The following is a 15,044-nucleotide window of genomic DNA, read 5'->3' as shown; positions in this document are numbered from 1 at the left end:
TGGTCGATGGCCTCCTCGATCGCGCCCTCGTCCTCGTGGATCAATGCGATCGCCTCGATGTGGAACGTCCGGCCGAGCGGGTGCGCGGGCCGGGCCGCCCGGCGGGAAGCGACGGACTCGGTGTTCCGGCCGGCATCGATCCGGACCGCGCCACCCGTTCGGCGGCGGCGGTCCCGGACGCCCTCGCCGCCGCTGCCGTCCTCACGCGCCTGGCCGCGCACGGCGCCGTGTGCACCGTGCCGACGTCGGTCGTCGCGCCGGCCCCGTCGGCCCTCCCGGCCCCGCCCGCCGCCCCCCGCCGCGACGCCGCCGCCCGCAGCCTCGACCGCCATCCGCCCGGCACCCCGCCGGAGGTCACGATCGTGATCCCGACGCTCGACGCCGCGGGCGACCGCCTGCGCCGCTGCGTCCGCGCGATCCAGGACCACACCGACGCGCCGTACGAGGTGGTCGTCGTCGACAACGGCGCGCCGCCGCAGGGCTTCACGGCGCCGGTGAACGCCGGCCTGCGGGCGGCCCGGGGCCGCTACGCGGTCGTCTGCAACGACGACGTCGAGGTCCGCCCCGGCTGGTGGCCGCCGCTGCGCACGGCGTTGGACGCCGGCCACCCCGTCGCGTTCCCGTGGACCCTCGACGGCCCGATGCGCGAGGACTTCGCCGCCTGGTGCTTCGCGGTCTCCCGCGACGCCCTGGACCGCCACGCCGTCGCCCCGGGGGAGTTCCTCGATCCGGGCCTCGTCGTCTGGTACCAGGACACCGACCTCCTGACCCGCCTCCGCGCCGCCGCCACCCCGCCGGTCCTCGTCCGCGAATCCCACGTCCGCCACGGCCTGAGTGAGACGGTGGCCACCGACGACCCGACCCTGCGCGCCTGGATCGACCGTCAGGTGGAGGACGACCGCACGGCGTTCGAGGCCCGCCACGGCTCGCAGGTCCCGGGTGCGTTCGTGGCCGGCTGAGGCGGCTCCCGGGACCGCCCGAGCGCGCCGGAGGTCCCCGACAGGGGCGGGTGCGAAGTTCTGAGGCAGGCCTCAGAACTCGTCGAGGGTGGACAGCCGTGTCCGCCTGGCGTTCACGGTCACCGGAGGCAGCACCGTGTTGCCCGTCGGCGGCCTCCCGTTCTCGTGGTTCTGCGATGAAGACCTGGCCGGTGTGGTGATCTCGTCGGGGAGGGAGGGGTGCCCGCTGAGCCGGCAGGACGTCGCGCGTCGAACGCCGCCGGGTCGGCACGGCCGTGGGTGCGGCTACGACGCCCGGGCCGGTGGACGCTCGCGGCGTGGCACCCGGCAGGCGCGCAGCCTCGTTCGCGACGGTCGTCGTCGTGGTCGTCGCCGTCGGCGCGACGGTGAGTCGCGGTTCTGACTCGTCGCGGTCAGCGGGCAGCGGCGGCGGTGGCGTGGTGGTGACCGACGGCCGCGGGTTGGTGACGGCGGTGGGGGCTCTCCGGGCGTCCCCGACTCGCCCAACTCGGCGGAGCTCGCTGGTTCGTGCTTTCGGACCGCCGTCGAAGGAGACACGTCGAGAGCTGTGGTGGGCGGTCCGAGGCGTTCACGCCACCCTGTCCATCCGCTCCGACTGCAGCCGGACGTGTCGGTCCGACGGTCTGGAGGTCACGACCATCGAGGTGACCGGCGGACGCTGGCGCACCGCCCGAGGCCTCGCGGTCGGGGACTCGCGGGCACGCGCTCGGAGCACGTACCCGTGTGAGGACGGGTTCGCCGACCCGGGGTCGTTGCCCCTCGTGTTCGAGCGCAGCGACACCGGTCTCGAGTCGCCGTTCTCGTCCGTCTCTGCGCGGATCGTCGGCGATCGCATCGAGGGGTTCCGGGTCCGTCTCACGCCGAAGACGTGAGGTCCTGCCCCGGACGCCCGCACCGACCGGGGTGTGGGCGGCGCCGAGCACGTGGCAGGTCTCCGACGGGGACCGTCGGTGCCCTAAGGGCCTATCTCGTTTTCCCGTGGAGTCGTGGTGGTCGGGGACCGAGGAGGTCGTCGTCGGGTCCCGAGAGCCAGTCTGATGACTGACCGACGGGCCCGGCGGCGAGATCCGATGTGTCCCCGACCACCACGGACCGCGTGAGAATGAGATAGGTCCTAAGGCTTGGCGGCGATCGCCGTCGCGTCGCCGGGACGGGCGGGGCGGCTGGCGACCGTGAGGCGCTGAACAGTGGTGACGGCGACGTCCTGGTGGCGCTCCTCGAGCCCGGGGGTGGTCGTGGCGGTGAGGATGGCGCCGGTATGGCGGTCCAGGACGAGTTCTCCGCCGGAGTACCGATCGCGTGCGGGAGACCGAAGGACGATGCGTCGAGCTGTGCGTCGCGCGACGCGCCAGCCGTCGGAGCGGTCGCCGAGCGTCGTGAGCCGGACGGGGGTGACGATCGGTCGTTCGATCGAGACGACCGGGCCTCGTGCTTCGCGGACGAGGACGCGATCCGGATCGCGCGGGTCGGGGATCCAGGTGGTGGAGGGGCCTTGGGTGTCGTTGCTGCGGATCGCGGTGAGCTGCCCGCGGAGGAGCAGTCCGTGCTCGAAGAGGAACGACCCGCGTCGGCGGACCACCCGGGTGGCCCGGCCGTTGCGGACGCCCGGTCCGCGCGTGACGAACAAGGTGCGGGAGCGGACGGTGACCACCCCGTCAGGCGGGGAGAGCAGGCGACGTGCGCGCTCGATCAGTCGCGTGGCCTCCGGGGTGCCCCACGAGGCGGTCGCAGGGACGGTCGGGGCGGTGATGGTGAGGAGCTGCCGGTTCTTCGGGGTGGCGGGGAGCTCATCGGTGGTGATGGTCGTGACGTAGCGCGCGTGACCGCCGGTGCTGAACGTGTCCTCGGCGACGAACCGGCGGGGGAGTCCGGTGCCGCGGTCGAGCTCGACGGTGAGTCGGGCGGCTCCGCCCATGGAACGGGTCAGCACGATCGTGTCGTCGGTCTGGCTGGTGCGGGTCCAGCGAGCGTCCTGGCGCGGGTCGAGACTGCTGGCGAAGACGCTCGCGGTCGGCCGCGCGCTGCCGACGACTCGGCGGGTCGCGGGGCCGGAGGTGCCGGACCGGTAGAGCACGATCGTGCGGCGCGGATCGCCGGTGTCGGGTCGCCACGACGACTCGGTCACGCCTGCGGAGTCGTTGCGGCCGGGCGCGAAGCTCCTGGTGAGCTCTCGTCCCTCGGTGCGTCGGTCCGGGCGTCCGCGGACCCAGCCCTCGGCGCGTTCGATCACCCCGCGGGGGGCGCCGTCGCCTTCGGCGTTCACGGTCACGCGGTAGTGCAGGACCTGGTCGTCGGGCGCGAGCGCTGCCCGGGCCTGGCTCAGCAGGTCGAGGGTCGAGGGCGCCCGAGACGGCCAGGCGGCGACGACGATCACGATGAGGGCCGCCAGCGCCGCGGCTCCGGCGCCGGCGATCCGCGGGCGGCGGAGACGCGGAAGGCCCGTGGTGCGCGGCACCCCGCTCGGGGAACAGGTGCGCAGCTCGGCGGTCTGGGCGACGGCGAGCGCGGCGTGCGCGCGGTCGGTCGCGGTGCTCGTCGGTGCGGGCGCGTGCGCGCGGAAATCCGCGAACCGGCGGAGGTCGTCGAGGGGGTCGGTCATCGGACGTCCTCCGGGGACAGCGACGTGGTCGTCGTGGGGGCGGGCAGGCGGCGTCGGGCGGTCGCTCGTGCGCGAAACAGCCACGAGCGGATCGTGGCCGGGGGAACGTCGAGCGCTCGGCCGGCTTCGTCGGGTGTGAGTCCGCCGACGGCACAGAGCAGCAGGGCTTCGCGGTGGTTGGTGCGCATCGCCGCCAGCGCGCCGGCGAGTTCCGGTGCCAGCGCCGCGGCGTCGAGGCGGTCGTCGGCGGCAAGGTCGTGGGACGGCGAGAACGGGTCGATGCCGGTTCTGGCGTATGCGCGCAGCGCGCGAACCTCGTCCCGTCGTAGGCGCTGCGCCAGGCGGGTGGCGATCCCCAACAGCCAGGGGAGCGCCTGCGGGCGCCCGTCGTAGGTCGCTCGGCGCCGGAACGCGACCGCGAACGTCTCGGCCGCGAGGTCGTCTGCGTGGTCGACGCCGACCCTACGCGCGAGGTACCGATGGACCGCTGGGTGGTGACGCTCCACGAGCGTCCCGAATCGTTCGGGGTCCTCGACGGACGCGATGACGATCGTCCCGTCGTCTGCCGGTGTGCTCACACCTCTTCTCTCCCGAAGATGCCCCGAGCGTTGCACCCGGTACGGCGTCGACGGCGATCGAGCGTGCCGGTCCGGAACCCGAGCGAGGCTTCGGGGCCCAGAAGCGACCCTCGATGCTCGTTCAGCGTCGGCACATGAGCACCACCGCGGCGACCATCGGAATCAGGCCGAGGCCCGCGGCTGCTGGTGGCACGGGAGCGGGCCGGTCTCCCGTCGTGAAGGTTGGAAGGGACGAACCCGAAGGGAACCGGCTCGAACGATGTGAAACGTCGGACACTGCCGGCTAGCCGTCGCAGCGTTCGAGCTTGAGTCGGGCGGCCGCTCGCTGGAATCGGTGGCTTGCCGCTTCGCCTCGTTCTGCGATGCGTGCGACGGTCGCGCGATGGTGTGCGGAGTCCGGTCGACGGAGAAGCGTGACCAGCTTCGTGGGCGGGTGCTGTTGGCGCGGCGTAGGCCGGCGGTGCGCGCGGTGATCCGCACCCGGCCGCCGGTGAGCGGCGTGCGGCCGGTCAGGACCGGGCGCCGCCCCCGCCCCTCAAGCCGCCCGCCCACCCGCCGATCACCGTGGTGATGACCCTCGCCACGACGCTGGACCGGATCGCGCAACTGCAGACGCTGGCGGATCCCCAGGCCGCCGCCCGTGCGGCGGCGGCCCAGCGCGCGGCAGCCGCGGCCACGACCACCACCGCCGCGACCGGGACCGGGACCGGGACCGGAACGACCGTCGCCTCGTCGACCGGGTTCGCGACCGCGCTGCGCACCGCCTCGGCGACGGTCGGCTCGACGCCGATGATCGACGCGGCCCGCAGCCAGGCCGGCGTCGTCGAGCAGCCGCCGGGGTCCAACGACTCGCCGCAGATCGCGACGTACCGCCAGGCGGTGGCCGGGTCGCCCGGACCCGGTCCGTGGTGCGCCTACTTCGTCTCCTGGGCCGCGAGCCAGGCCGGGACGCCGCTGGGCGACCAGGGGCAGGGGTTCGGCTCGGTCGACCACATGTGGTCGTGGGCCCAAGGCGCCGGCCGTGGGGTCCCGAACGGGCCCGGGGTGGTCCCGAACGTGGGGGACGTGATCGTGCTGAACCAGCACACCGGCATCGTCACGGGCGTCCGCCCCGACGGCACCGTCGAGACGATCGAGGGCAACAGCTCCGACCGCGTCGCCGAGCGGACCCATCCCGCCGGCGAGGCGATCGGCTACATCCGCGTGGCGTAGGTCGCGGCGCGTCCCGCGCGCCGGCCCGGAGCGGGCCGGTGCGTCGGGGCCGGGACCCCGAGGGGCGGGCCCCGCCGGTCGTCCCTCGCCGGCCCCGCCGCCAGACCGGCGGAGGGCCGGGCGGAGGCTCAGTCGACGAGCGCGCCCAGGAGGTCCGCGTCGGCGCCGAGCGCGACGCGCAGCCGCTTGCGCAGCGTGCCGGCGATCTGGCAGACCCGCGACTCGGAGACGCCGAGCATCTCGCCGATCTCCCGCAGGCGGCGCTCCTCGACGTAGAGGAGGAGGGCGACCTCGCGCTCGCGGGTGGGGAGGGCGGCGACGGCGGCGGCCACGCGGTCGCGGGCCTCGCGGACGGCGGCGGCGTGCTCGGGGTCCAGCGAGCGGTCGCGGGCGGCGATCGTCTCGGCGCGGTCGACGACGACGCCGTCGGACCCCGCGACGGTGGTCGCCAGCGACTCGACCTCGGCCAGCGCCAGCTGGTCGCGGCGCCCGCGGACCTCGTCGGCCGAGCTCTCCAGGTGCGCCCCCATCTCGGCGTCCGTCGGCTCGCGCGCCAGGCGCCCCCGGAGCTCGCGGCGGGCCTTCTCCGCGTCGCGCTCCCAGCGGCGCAGCGAGCGGGGCGCCCAGTCCCGCCGGCGGAGCTCGTCGAGCACGGCGCCGTGGATGCGCGTCCACGCGAACTGCTCGAGCGTCGCGCCCTTGGCGGGGTCGTAGCGCTCGATCGACACGACGAGGGCCTCGTAGCCCGCGGCAGCCAGGTCGTCCAGCTCGCAGTACGCGGGGAGCTGGCGGATCTTTCGCGTGACGATGTGCCGGACGAGCGGGGTGAGAACGAAGACCAGCTCGTCGCGCTCTGCCCGGGAGCCGGTGGCCCGGTACCGCTCCCACCTGCCGAGCAGCTGCTCGGCCGTGGGGCGTCCATCTGGGCGTTGGCGGGCGGTCAGGGAACTCATGGGACTCCGATCTGCGGGGGGTGCTCTGCGGTCGAGACGGAGGTGAGGGGCCACCCGCTGTCCTGGGTCCCACGATCGTCGGAGTCGGACTCCGATGCGAGGCGTTCTAGACGGATGGCCCATGGGTGTACGACGTTCTTCGGTCGGATGTCCAGGGCTCCCGAGAATCCCCAGGGGTGCAGGCATTTTGAAACCGGTTCGTGAGATCTCGCGGGTAACGACGATCGCCAAAATAGGGTCTGGGTGCCATCCCAGCTCACCGATCGGTGGATGTCGTCAACGACGATCGGGGGAGCACTGCCGGGCGGTGTCCAAGCGCACAGATCGCCGGACGTCGGTCTGCATCAACCGTCCGTCGAGATCTGGCCATTCCATCGTGAGACGATTGATCTCGTCATCCGCCGCTCCGCGCGTCGGGTGCGGGCGCGTCCACGTTGCGGCGCCGCGGCCCCGCGTGCTCCGTCCGACCGTCGGCCGGTCGGCGCGGTCGACCAGGAGCGGTCAGGGACCGGCAGGCGGACCGGCGACCTCGGGCGCGACCCACGCCCCGAGGGCCCCGAGCGGGCCCGCGACGAAGTGCCCACCGCGCGCCGTCAGCCCGTACTCGACGCGTGGCGGTGCCTCCGCGTGCGTCGTGCGATGCACGAGGCCGGCGTCCTGCAGCCGCCGCAGGGCGTCGGTCGGCGCCTTGTCGCTGATCCCGCCGATGACCGACCGCAGGTCGCGGCGCCGCCGGTCGCCGGTGCGCAGGGCCACTGCTGGCCGTCGCGTGGGACGGCGTCGAGCCGGCTCTCCAGCTCGCCGGCGCTGCGGACGGGACGCTCGCCGGGACGCCGCTGCTCGACTGCACCAACGCCGTCGAGCACGGGGTCGGCGTCGTCCTGCCCGCGGTCGACCGTTCGGTCGCCGAGCAGGTGGCGATCTGGACCCCGGGTGCGCGGGGCGTGGTCAGCCGGTCGCGCCGGCCTCGATCGAGCCGCCCGTGGGGGCGGGCACGTCGGCCTCGTCCAGCACGCCGTTGGCCTCCGCGACGATGCGCGTGATGTCGGCCATGATCACCGAGATGTCGAAGTCCTTCGGCGTGTAGACGCCCGCCACGCCGGCGTCGGCCAGGGGCTGGGCGTCGGCCTCCGGGATGATCCCGCCGACGATCACGGGCACGTCGATGCCCTTGGCCCGCAGCTCCTGGATCACGGCCGGGATCAGCTCGAGGTGGCTGCCCGAGAGGATCGACAGGCCGATGACGTGGACGCCCTCCTGCTCGGCCGAGCGGGCGATCTGCTCGGGCGTCAGGCGGATGCCCTCGTAGACGACGTCCATGCCGACGTCGCGGGCCCGGACGGCGATCTGCTCGGCACCGTTGGAGTGGCCGTCGAGGCCGGGCTTGCCGACGAGGATCTTGATCCGGCGGCCCATCGCCTCCGACACGCGCTCGACCTCGGCCTGGACGGCCTCGAGCGACGCGGAGCGGTCGGTCGTGGACGCGGCCTCCCCGACACCCGTGGGGCCGCGGTATTCGCCGAACGCCGCGCGCAGCGTCTTGGCCCACTCGCCGGTCGTGACGCCCGCGCGGGCGGCCTCGATCGACGCGGGCATGATGTTCTCGTTCGACCGGGCGACCTCGGCCAGGCGCGTCAGCGCGGCGTCGACGGCGACCTGGTCGCGGCCCGCGCGCCACTCCGCGATCGCGTCCTTGGCCTGCTGCTCTACGGCGTGGTCGACGGTCATGATGCCGCCGTCTCCCGCGGCGGTCAGGGGGGACGGCTCGGTCTCGGTGTACTTGTTGATGCCGACGACGGTGAGGTCGTGCTTCTCGATCCGGGCGATCCGCTCGCGGTGGCTCTCCACCAGCGAGCTCTTCATGTAGTCGACGGCCTCGACGGCGCCGCCGTGCTCGGCCACGACGGCCATCTCCGCCCGCGCGCCCTCGAGCAGCTCGTCGACGAGCCCCTCCATGACGACCGAGCCCTCGAAGATGTCGGGGTACTCGAGCAGGTCGGTCTCGAACGCCAGGACCTGCTGGATCCGCAGCGCCCACTGCTGGTCCCAGGCGCGGGGGAGCCCGAGGGCCTCGTTCCACGCCGGCAGCTGCAGCGCGCGGGCGCGGGCGTTGCGGCCGAGCGTGACGGCGAGCGCCTCGAGCACGATGCGCTGCACGTTGTTCTCCGGCTGCGCCTCGGTCAGCCCGAGCGAGTTGACCTGCACGCCGTAGCGGAAGCGCAGGGCCTTCTCGTCCGTGATCCCGTAGCGGTCGCGGCCCAGGGCCTCCCAGAGGACGCCCATCGCGCGGAGCTTCGCGTGCTCCTCGATGAACCGCACGCCGGCGTTCACGAAGAACGAGATGCGCGCGAAGACCTTCGGCATCTGCGACGGATCGACCTTCTCCGCCGCCGCGTCGAGGACCGCGATCGCATTGGACATCGCGTAGGCGATCTCCTGGACCGGCGTGGCCCCGGCCTCCTGCAGGTGGTAGCTGCAGATGTTGATCGGGTTCCACTTGGGGACGTGCTCGACCGTGTAGGCGATCATGTCCGCGATCAGCCGCATCGAGGGGCCGGGCGGGAACGCGTAGGTGCCGCGCGCCAGGAACTCCTTGATGATGTCGTTCTGCGTCGTGCCCTGGAGCGCCCGCTGGACCTCGTCGGGGTCCTCGTCCGGGTTCTGCTCCTCGGCGGCCACGATGTACATCGAGAGCATCCACGCGGCGACCGCGTTGATCGTCATCGACGTGTTCATCGTCTGCAGCGGGATGCCGTCCATCAGGACCCGCATGTCGCCGATGTGGGAGACCGGCACGCCGACCTTGCCGACCTCGCCGCGCGCGAGGGTGTCGTCGGGGTCGTACCCGGTCTGCGTCGGCAGGTCGAACGCCACCGACAGGCCGGTCTGGCCCTTGGCCAGGTTGCCCCGGTAGAGCTCGTTGGAGGCCTTCGCCGTCGAGTGGCCGGCGTAGGTCCGCATCAGCCAGGGACGGTCCGGCTTCGGCAGGCGTGGGCTCGTCATCCCGGCAGTGTATGACGCACCCCCCGATCGTTGGGGTGCGGGACCCGCCTCGATCTACGCGGGGTAGGAAGCATCCGGCCGCTGTCGCCCGCGAGATAAGGTCGATCACGTGCCGCCCGCGATCCCCCAGACCGTCGACCTCCTGCACCTGGGCAAGCCGAAGGCGATGTCCGCGCACCTCTTCGACGACGTGATCGTCGACCCGGGCTGCGAGAAGACGATCGACCGGGTCGTCGAGGCGCTGGACGGCCGGACGCCCCGCGCGATCCTGCTGACCCACATCCACTTCGACCACGCCGGCGGCACCGGCGCGCTCGTCGAGCGGTTCCCCGACGTCGAGGTCTGGGTCCACGAGCGCGGCGCCCGCCACATGATCGACCCGACCCGCCTGGTCGCCAGCGCGCGCAAGGTCTTCGGTGACTACTTCGACATGCTCTGGGGGGAGGTCATCCCGATCCCGGAGAAGAACGTCCGCGTGCTGCACGGTGGCGAGAGCGAGGGGCCGTGGGAGGTCGCCTACACGCCCGGGCACGCCCAGCACCACGTGTCGTACCTCCACCGTCCGACGCGCACGGCGTTCACGGGCGACGTCACCGGGATCCGCATCGACGGCGGCCCCGCGCTGCCGCCGACGCCGCCGCCGGACATCGACCCGCCGCTCTGGCACCAGTCGCTGGAGACGGTCGCCGCCTGGGAGCCCGAGCGCCTGGCGTTCATGCACTTCGGCCAGACCACCGGCGACGTGATGGAGCAGATCGCCACGTGCCACGAGGCGCTGGACCAGTTCTCCGAGGCCGCTCGGACCACCGACGCCGCCGGGATGGCCGAGTGGATCCGCGCCTGGGTCCTGGAGCGTGCGGGGGAGGAGGGCCTGCCGACGTACTACGCCGCCGGGCCGTTCGAGGGCCTCTGGGCCGGTCTCGACCGCTACTGGCAGCGCGTGCACCGCCAGGCCGAGGTCGACGCCGCCGAGGCGCAGGACCACTCGGCCGCCGAGCAGGCCGCCGAGGACCCGAAGGCCTGATCGCCGCCCGCGGGGTCTCGACGCCGCTCGATCGCCTCGGCCTTCGCCGCCGATCGGGGTCCGGCCCGGCCGTTCAGGCCGCCCGGAGGATCACCGGCTCGATCGACATCTCCGACCGCAGGCTGTTGGCGATGAAGCACTCGCGGTGGGCGAGGTCGACCAGCCGGCGCAGGCGGTCGTCCGACGTGGTCCCGCGGACGGTGATCATCGGCCGCAGGACGATCCGCTCGATCCACATGGTCGTGGAGCCGCCCGTGGTGGGCTCGGGCATCTCCGCCGACGCCTCGTCGCGGTAGGCGACCACGTCGACCCGGGCCCGCGCCGCGACGGCGAGGAACGCGAGCAGCTGGCAGGAGCTGGCCGCGGCGAGGAGCAGCTGCTCGGGGTTCAGCGACGCCGGGTCGCCCCCGAACGCCGGGTCGCTCGTCAGGCGCAGCTCGTCCCGGGACGGGAGCGCGTGGACGTGGTGCCCGCGGTCGTAGGCCGCGTAGCCGACCCCGGTGCTGCCCTCCCAGGTGCAGACGGCGGCGTAGCGGTGGACGGTGCTCCCGTCGCTCATGCGGGCCTCGTCGCGTCGACCATGCCGACACCTTGGCACAGGCCCGCGGGTGTCCTATGGTGGGGGCGACGGACCCCGCGACCGCAGGTCCTCCGGCTCCAGAGCCGCCTCGGTCCGCATCCTCCGGGACTTCCCCGTTACCCTGCACGACCGTGAGTCAGACCATCGAGCAGACACGCGCCGCCGACCCGGGAACGGGCCTCGGTGGAGCGTGGAACGTGATCGTCCGCGACGACGACCACAACACGCACCAGGGTGTCGCGGTGGTCCTCGCCCGGTTCATCCCCGGCGTGACGGTCGATTCGGGCCTGCGGATCGCGGACCGGATCCACCACACCGGCGCGGCGATCGTGTGGACCGGCCACAAGGAGCTCGCCGAGCACTACTGGGAGCAGCTGCGGGACGCGGGCCTGACGATGGCCCCGCTCGAGCAGGCCTGACCCAGGCCGAGAACGACGAAGGCCCGCCGGGACGACGGGCCTTCGGGCACCCGCGCACCCGCCCCGGAGGGCGGGGAGGGCTCAGCTGGGGACGGGCGAGCCCGTGATCCGGGCGTCGTCCTCGGCCTTCGCGGGGCCGAACGGCTCGTCGCCGTACGGATCCGTCACGCCCGGCGCGCGCCCGTGCGCGATCGCGACGTTCTTCTCGTACGCGAGGGGCTTCTGGTAGAGCTTGGACTGGACCGTGCGGAACGTGATCCAGGTCTCGGAGTTCCACATCCGCGACCAGGTCTCCGCGTCGGGGACCGCGATCGACATGCGGAACTTGTAGGCGTCCTCGCGCGAGCGGATGACCCGCACCTCGAGCGCGCCTTCGCGCAGCAGCTTGGGCGTGATCTCCTGCAGCTTGGCGGCGAGGTTGTCGCCCTGCAGGCCTGTCGCGTAGAACGGGATCTCGTAGGCGATCGTCGTCATCGTGCTCCTATGGTCCCATGTCCGGCCGGATCGCGCGGGGGCGATGTCGTCGCCGCGGCGCGGCCGGGTGCGGCACGGCCGGGGACGTGGCCCGGAGCCGGCCGGCTCGCCCTGGGGCGATCGCCGCCGGAGCGCCCCACCGGCGGGCTGGAAGGATCTTTCGAGGAACGTGCGTGCGTTCCGCCGTCCCCCGGACGTCCTCACCTCGACGGCGCCAGTGTGAAGCGCCGTCGCCGTCCCCCGAACCACCGAGGATCCCCGTGTCCCGTCCCGTCCGCACCACCCCGCCGGTCCCCGCCAACCAGCCCACGGGGGACCGCGCGGTCGACGCGAACGGCCGCTGAACGGCGCCCGTGAGTCCCCGCCGCTCGTCCCGAGACGACGCGCTGCTCGCCCGGCTCGCCGCGCGGGACGACGGTGCGTGGGAGGCCCTGGACCGTCGGCACCGGCCGGCGTTGCGGCGCTGGGCGGCGTCGCTGTCGCGGCCGGGTGTCGTGGATCCCGACGACGTCGTCCAGGACGTCCTCGTCCGGGCCCACCGCGAGCTCGCGTCCGGCTTCGTCCCCGACCACCTGTCGGCGTGGCTGCACCGGATGGTCCGCAACGCCGCGATCGACGCCACCCGCGCGCGGGCGCGACGGGTGACCGAGCCGCTGGACGACGAGGTCGTCGCCGACGTCGCCGGCGGTCCCGACGTGGTGATCGTGCGCCGCGAGCGCCTGCGTCGCGTGATCGACGACGTCGCGCGGCTGCCCGACGCCCAGCGACGAGCGCTGGTCGCCGTCGCGGTCGACGACCGGCCGGTGGAGGAGGTCGCCGTCGAGCTCGGGCTCAGCGCCCCGGCGGTGCGGATGTCGATCCGCCGGGCGCGTGAGAGTCTCGTCCGGACGGCCGAGGCCCGCGACGCATCCTGCGGCCGGATCCGCGAGGGCCTCCACGACGCCCACGACCGCGGCCGTCGGCCGTCGGAGCGGGCCCGGCTGCACCTCCAGCACTGCGCGGACTGTCGCTCCTATCGCAAGGCGTTCCGGAGGGTCGACCGGCGCCTGAAGGTCCTCGTGCCGCCGATCCTCCCCTTGGCCGGGCTGCTGGGCGGCGGCGGGGCGACGTTCGGGGTGGTCGGCAAGTCGGTCGTGGGCGTGATCGTCGTCGCGGTCGCGACCGGCGGGATCGTCGTCGAGCGCGAGCACCGCAGGGGTCCTGGGGATCCGTCGCCGGTGACGTTGGCGGCGGGGTACGTCGCGGACCGCGAGGTCCGCCGTGGCGGACCGCTGCCCGCCGGCGTCTGGGCGGTGACCGCCCGCGTGCGACTCCCCGCCGGGGTCCCGCCCCCGGGGCAACGCCGCGCGGTGGTGCTCCACTGTCCGCGCGGGACGCGCACGGTGAACTTCATCTCCCCACCGCACCCGAAGTCCTTCGACGTCATGTGGCACGCGGACCACCGTCTCGAGCTGGGCGGGCCGACGGTGCGGCTGCTGTTCGACGATCGGCGGCTGGACCGCGCCGAGACGACCCAGGTCGGCGTCCTGTGCAAGCGGCCCGACCGGTACGGCTCGATGGCGCTGCATCCGCGCCGGACGCGGGCGGGCGAGACGGCGATGGTCACGGTCCCGGGGCATCACTACCTGCGGAAGACGCCGGGTGGGCTGCCGTACTCGTCGATGTACGGCCACCAGCCGGTGTCCGTGATCCGGTCGTCGAAGAGCCGACGGTGGGCCTACGTCATCGCGGACGACCCCGAGCTCTCCGGCTGGATCCGGTGGTCGAAGCTGCGGCGCCCGACGCCGGGTGCCGGAGCGGTGGCGGGTCCGGGTCCGGGCGCGATCGCGCGATCCGGAACGACGCCGTGACCCCGCCCGGCCGCCCGCCCGAAGGATCTTTCGCAGAACGTCCGTGCGTTCGTCCCTCACCGGACGTCCTCTCCCCGACGGCGCGCTCGGACGCGCCGCCGACATCCCCCGAACCACCGAGGAATCCCATGTCCCGCATCACCCGCACCACCCTGGTCGCCGTCGGCGCGCTCGCCGTCGTCACGGCCCCCGCGACGGCCGGCGCCCCCGTCGTCGGCGCCCAGAAGACCTGGACCGGCGCGAAGGCGCCCGTGTCCGTCCCCGGCAACCACCTCCACCGCGGCGATCGCATCCCGAAGGGCGCGGTGCTCGTCTACCGCGAGGTCACGGTGTCCGGCGGCACCGCGAAGCGTCGGGTCGTCCTCACGCTCCCTCGCGGCAAGGGCCTGACCGGGATCGCCGTGTCCGAGAGCAGCGACGTCGAGATCCGGGTCGCCAAGGACCAGACGCGGTACTCGGGCAAGCGGCGCGTGACGATCGTCGCCGCGGCACACGAGAACCACAGCGGCAGGATCACGGTCTACGGGTACGGCCACTGAGCGGGCACGGCACGGCGTCTGGACGGCCCCCCGCGCCGGTGGCACGCTGCTTCGCGGAAGGTCCGTGAGGTCGACGGGCGGGGGTCGTCCTCTCGGGGACGGCGTACCACCCGGGCGTCGCGTCCCCACCCCGAGCCAGGAACGTCCCCCGCCCGTGCCCATCCGCGCCTCGTCCCGCGACGGTGCCCTGCTCTCCCGCCTGGCGGCCGGGGAGGACGACGCCTGGGAGCGGCTGGACCGACGCCATCGCCCGGCGCTCCGGCGCTACGTGGCGTCGCTCGCGCGCCCCGGCACCGTCGACCCGGACGACGTCGTCCAGGACGTGCTCGTCCGGGCGCACGGCGAGCTGCAGCGCGGGTTCGCCCCGGATCACCTCGCGGCGTGGCTGTTCCGGATGGCCCGCAACGCGACGATCGACGCGGTGCGGGCCCGCGCCCGGCGGCCGGCCGACGCCCTCGACGCGCGACCGCTCGCCGACCCGGCCACGCCTCCCGACGTGCTGATCCTTCGCAGAGATCGGCTGCGCCGCACGATCGACGACGTGTCGCGGCTCCCGGACGCCCAGCGTCGCGCGCTGATCGCGCGCGCCGTCGACGACCGGCCCGTGGGCGACGTCGCGGACGAGCTCGGCATCAGCGAGCGCGCGGTCGCGATGGCCGTCCTCCGGGCGCGCGAGAGCCTCATGCGCACGGCGGACGCCCGCGACGCGGACTGCGCGCAGATCCGCCCGCTGTTGCACGCTCACCTCACAAGGGCTTCCTGGCGCACTGCGACGTCGGCGATCGCCCTCGCGATCGGCCTGACGCTCGTCACCGCCGGACCAGCCTCAGCCT

14 protein-coding genes and 1 pseudogene are annotated in these 15,044 nt (G+C 73.9%); 7 read left to right on the top strand and 8 right to left on the bottom strand.

Annotated features, from left to right (window positions below):
* On the bottom strand, positions 1-221 hold a 221-nt coding region (locus tag AB0L40_RS21005), incomplete at its 3' end, for a hypothetical protein (RefSeq protein WP_364359154.1).
* Between the two features lie 6 nt (positions 222-227).
* Here AB0L40_RS21005 and AB0L40_RS21000 point away from each other — a divergent pair.
* Positions 228-959, top strand: a complete 732-nt coding sequence (locus AB0L40_RS21000; RefSeq protein WP_364359151.1) for a glycosyltransferase — start codon at positions 228-230, stop codon at positions 957-959.
* Between the two features lie 1,135 nt (positions 960-2,094).
* On the opposite strand, the gene AB0L40_RS20995 is transcribed toward AB0L40_RS21000, so the two are convergent.
* Both AB0L40_RS20995 and AB0L40_RS20990 read right to left on the bottom strand, forming a co-directional pair.
* Positions 2,095-3,579, bottom strand: coding sequence for a hypothetical protein (locus AB0L40_RS20995; protein WP_364359148.1), 1,485 nt, complete (start codon positions 3,577-3,579; stop codon positions 2,095-2,097).
* Positions 3,576-4,157 (bottom strand): RNA polymerase sigma factor, encoded by a 582-nt coding sequence (locus AB0L40_RS20990; protein WP_364359145.1) that lies wholly within the window; start codon positions 4,155-4,157, stop codon positions 3,576-3,578. Before AB0L40_RS20990 ends, AB0L40_RS20995 begins: the two co-directional genes overlap by 4 nt.
* A 570-nt stretch (positions 4,158-4,727) precedes the next feature.
* On the opposite strand from AB0L40_RS20990, the gene AB0L40_RS20985 reads away from it, so the two are divergent.
* Positions 4,728-5,369 (top strand): CHAP domain-containing protein, encoded by a 642-nt coding sequence (locus AB0L40_RS20985; RefSeq protein ID WP_364359142.1) that lies wholly within the window; start codon positions 4,728-4,730, stop codon positions 5,367-5,369.
* 128 nt (positions 5,370-5,497) lie between these two features.
* Here the strand turns inward: AB0L40_RS20985 and AB0L40_RS20980 are convergent, their stop codons facing one another.
* The 3 genes and pseudogenes from AB0L40_RS20980 to AB0L40_RS20970 all read right to left on the bottom strand — a co-directional run bounded on the left by AB0L40_RS20980 (position 5,498) and on the right by AB0L40_RS20970 (position 9,379).
* The gene (locus AB0L40_RS20980) at positions 5,498-6,322 is read right to left on the bottom strand and encodes a sigma-70 family RNA polymerase sigma factor (protein WP_364359139.1); all 825 of its coding nucleotides are present in this window, start codon (positions 6,320-6,322) and stop codon (positions 5,498-5,500) included.
* 501 nt (positions 6,323-6,823) lie between these two features.
* Positions 6,824-7,075: pseudogene (locus AB0L40_RS20975) on the bottom strand (helix-turn-helix domain-containing protein); the annotation flags it as partial.
* A 195-nt stretch (positions 7,076-7,270) separates the two neighbouring features.
* Positions 7,271-9,379 (bottom strand): protein meaA, encoded by a 2,109-nt coding sequence (locus AB0L40_RS20970; protein WP_364359157.1) that lies wholly within the window; start codon positions 9,377-9,379, stop codon positions 7,271-7,273.
* A 55-nt stretch (positions 9,380-9,434) separates the two neighbouring features.
* Here AB0L40_RS20970 and AB0L40_RS20965 point away from each other — a divergent pair, with 55 nt between their 5' ends.
* A complete protein-coding gene (locus AB0L40_RS20965) occupies positions 9,435-10,349 on the top strand; it encodes an MBL fold metallo-hydrolase (protein WP_364359136.1) in 915 nt (304 codons plus the stop codon).
* A 73-nt stretch (positions 10,350-10,422) separates the two neighbouring features.
* Here the strand turns inward: AB0L40_RS20965 and AB0L40_RS20960 are convergent, their stop codons facing one another.
* Positions 10,423-10,908 carry an OsmC family protein gene (locus AB0L40_RS20960; RefSeq protein WP_364359133.1) on the bottom strand — a complete coding sequence of 162 codons (486 nt, stop codon included), beginning with the start codon at positions 10,906-10,908 and terminating at the stop codon, positions 10,423-10,425.
* 152 nt (positions 10,909-11,060) lie between these two features.
* Between AB0L40_RS20960 and AB0L40_RS20955 the strand changes: the two genes are divergently transcribed.
* Positions 11,061-11,348, top strand: coding sequence for an ATP-dependent Clp protease adaptor ClpS (locus tag AB0L40_RS20955; protein WP_364359130.1), 288 nt, complete (start codon positions 11,061-11,063; stop codon positions 11,346-11,348).
* Positions 11,349-11,429: 81 nt separating this feature from the next.
* Here the strand turns inward: AB0L40_RS20955 and AB0L40_RS20950 are convergent, their stop codons facing one another.
* A complete protein-coding gene (locus tag AB0L40_RS20950) occupies positions 11,430-11,822 on the bottom strand; it encodes a hypothetical protein (RefSeq protein ID WP_364359127.1) in 393 nt (130 codons plus the stop codon).
* A gap of 353 nt (positions 11,823-12,175) precedes the next feature.
* Between AB0L40_RS20950 and AB0L40_RS20945 the strand changes: the two genes are divergently transcribed.
* From AB0L40_RS20945 to AB0L40_RS20935, 3 genes are all read left to right on the top strand, one after another.
* Positions 12,176-13,672 (top strand): RNA polymerase sigma factor, encoded by a 1,497-nt coding sequence (locus tag AB0L40_RS20945; protein WP_364359124.1) that lies wholly within the window; start codon positions 12,176-12,178, stop codon positions 13,670-13,672.
* A gap of 128 nt (positions 13,673-13,800) precedes the next feature.
* Positions 13,801-14,211, top strand: coding sequence for a hypothetical protein (locus AB0L40_RS20940; protein ID WP_364359121.1), 411 nt, complete (start codon positions 13,801-13,803; stop codon positions 14,209-14,211).
* A gap of 154 nt (positions 14,212-14,365) precedes the next feature.
* The coding region (locus tag AB0L40_RS20935) for a sigma-70 family RNA polymerase sigma factor (protein WP_364359118.1) at positions 14,366-15,044 on the top strand (679 nt) is incomplete at its 3' end.

The organism is Patulibacter sp. NPDC049589 (genome assembly GCF_040675535.1).
Classification (GTDB): domain Bacteria; phylum Actinomycetota; class Thermoleophilia; order Solirubrobacterales; family Solirubrobacteraceae; genus Patulibacter.
Note: the sequence above shows the minus strand (reverse complement) of the source record. Positions and strands in the feature narration are given on the sequence as shown.

Coding starts and splice junctions, on each gene's coding strand:
- AB0L40_RS20940 (WP_364359121.1), top strand. CDS start 13,801: ATGTCCCGCATCACCCGCACCACCCTGGTCGCCGTCGGCGCGCTCGCC.
- AB0L40_RS20960 (WP_364359133.1), bottom strand. CDS start 10,908: ATGAGCGACGGGAGCACCGTCCACCGCTACGCCGCCGTCTGCACCTGG.
- AB0L40_RS20995 (WP_364359148.1), bottom strand. CDS start 3,579: ATGACCGACCCCCTCGACGACCTCCGCCGGTTCGCGGATTTCCGCGCG.
- AB0L40_RS20950 (WP_364359127.1), bottom strand. CDS start 11,822: ATGACGACGATCGCCTACGAGATCCCGTTCTACGCGACAGGCCTGCAG.
- AB0L40_RS20985 (WP_364359142.1), top strand. CDS start 4,728: ATGACCCTCGCCACGACGCTGGACCGGATCGCGCAACTGCAGACGCTG.
- AB0L40_RS20980 (WP_364359139.1), bottom strand. CDS start 6,322: ATGAGTTCCCTGACCGCCCGCCAACGCCCAGATGGACGCCCCACGGCC.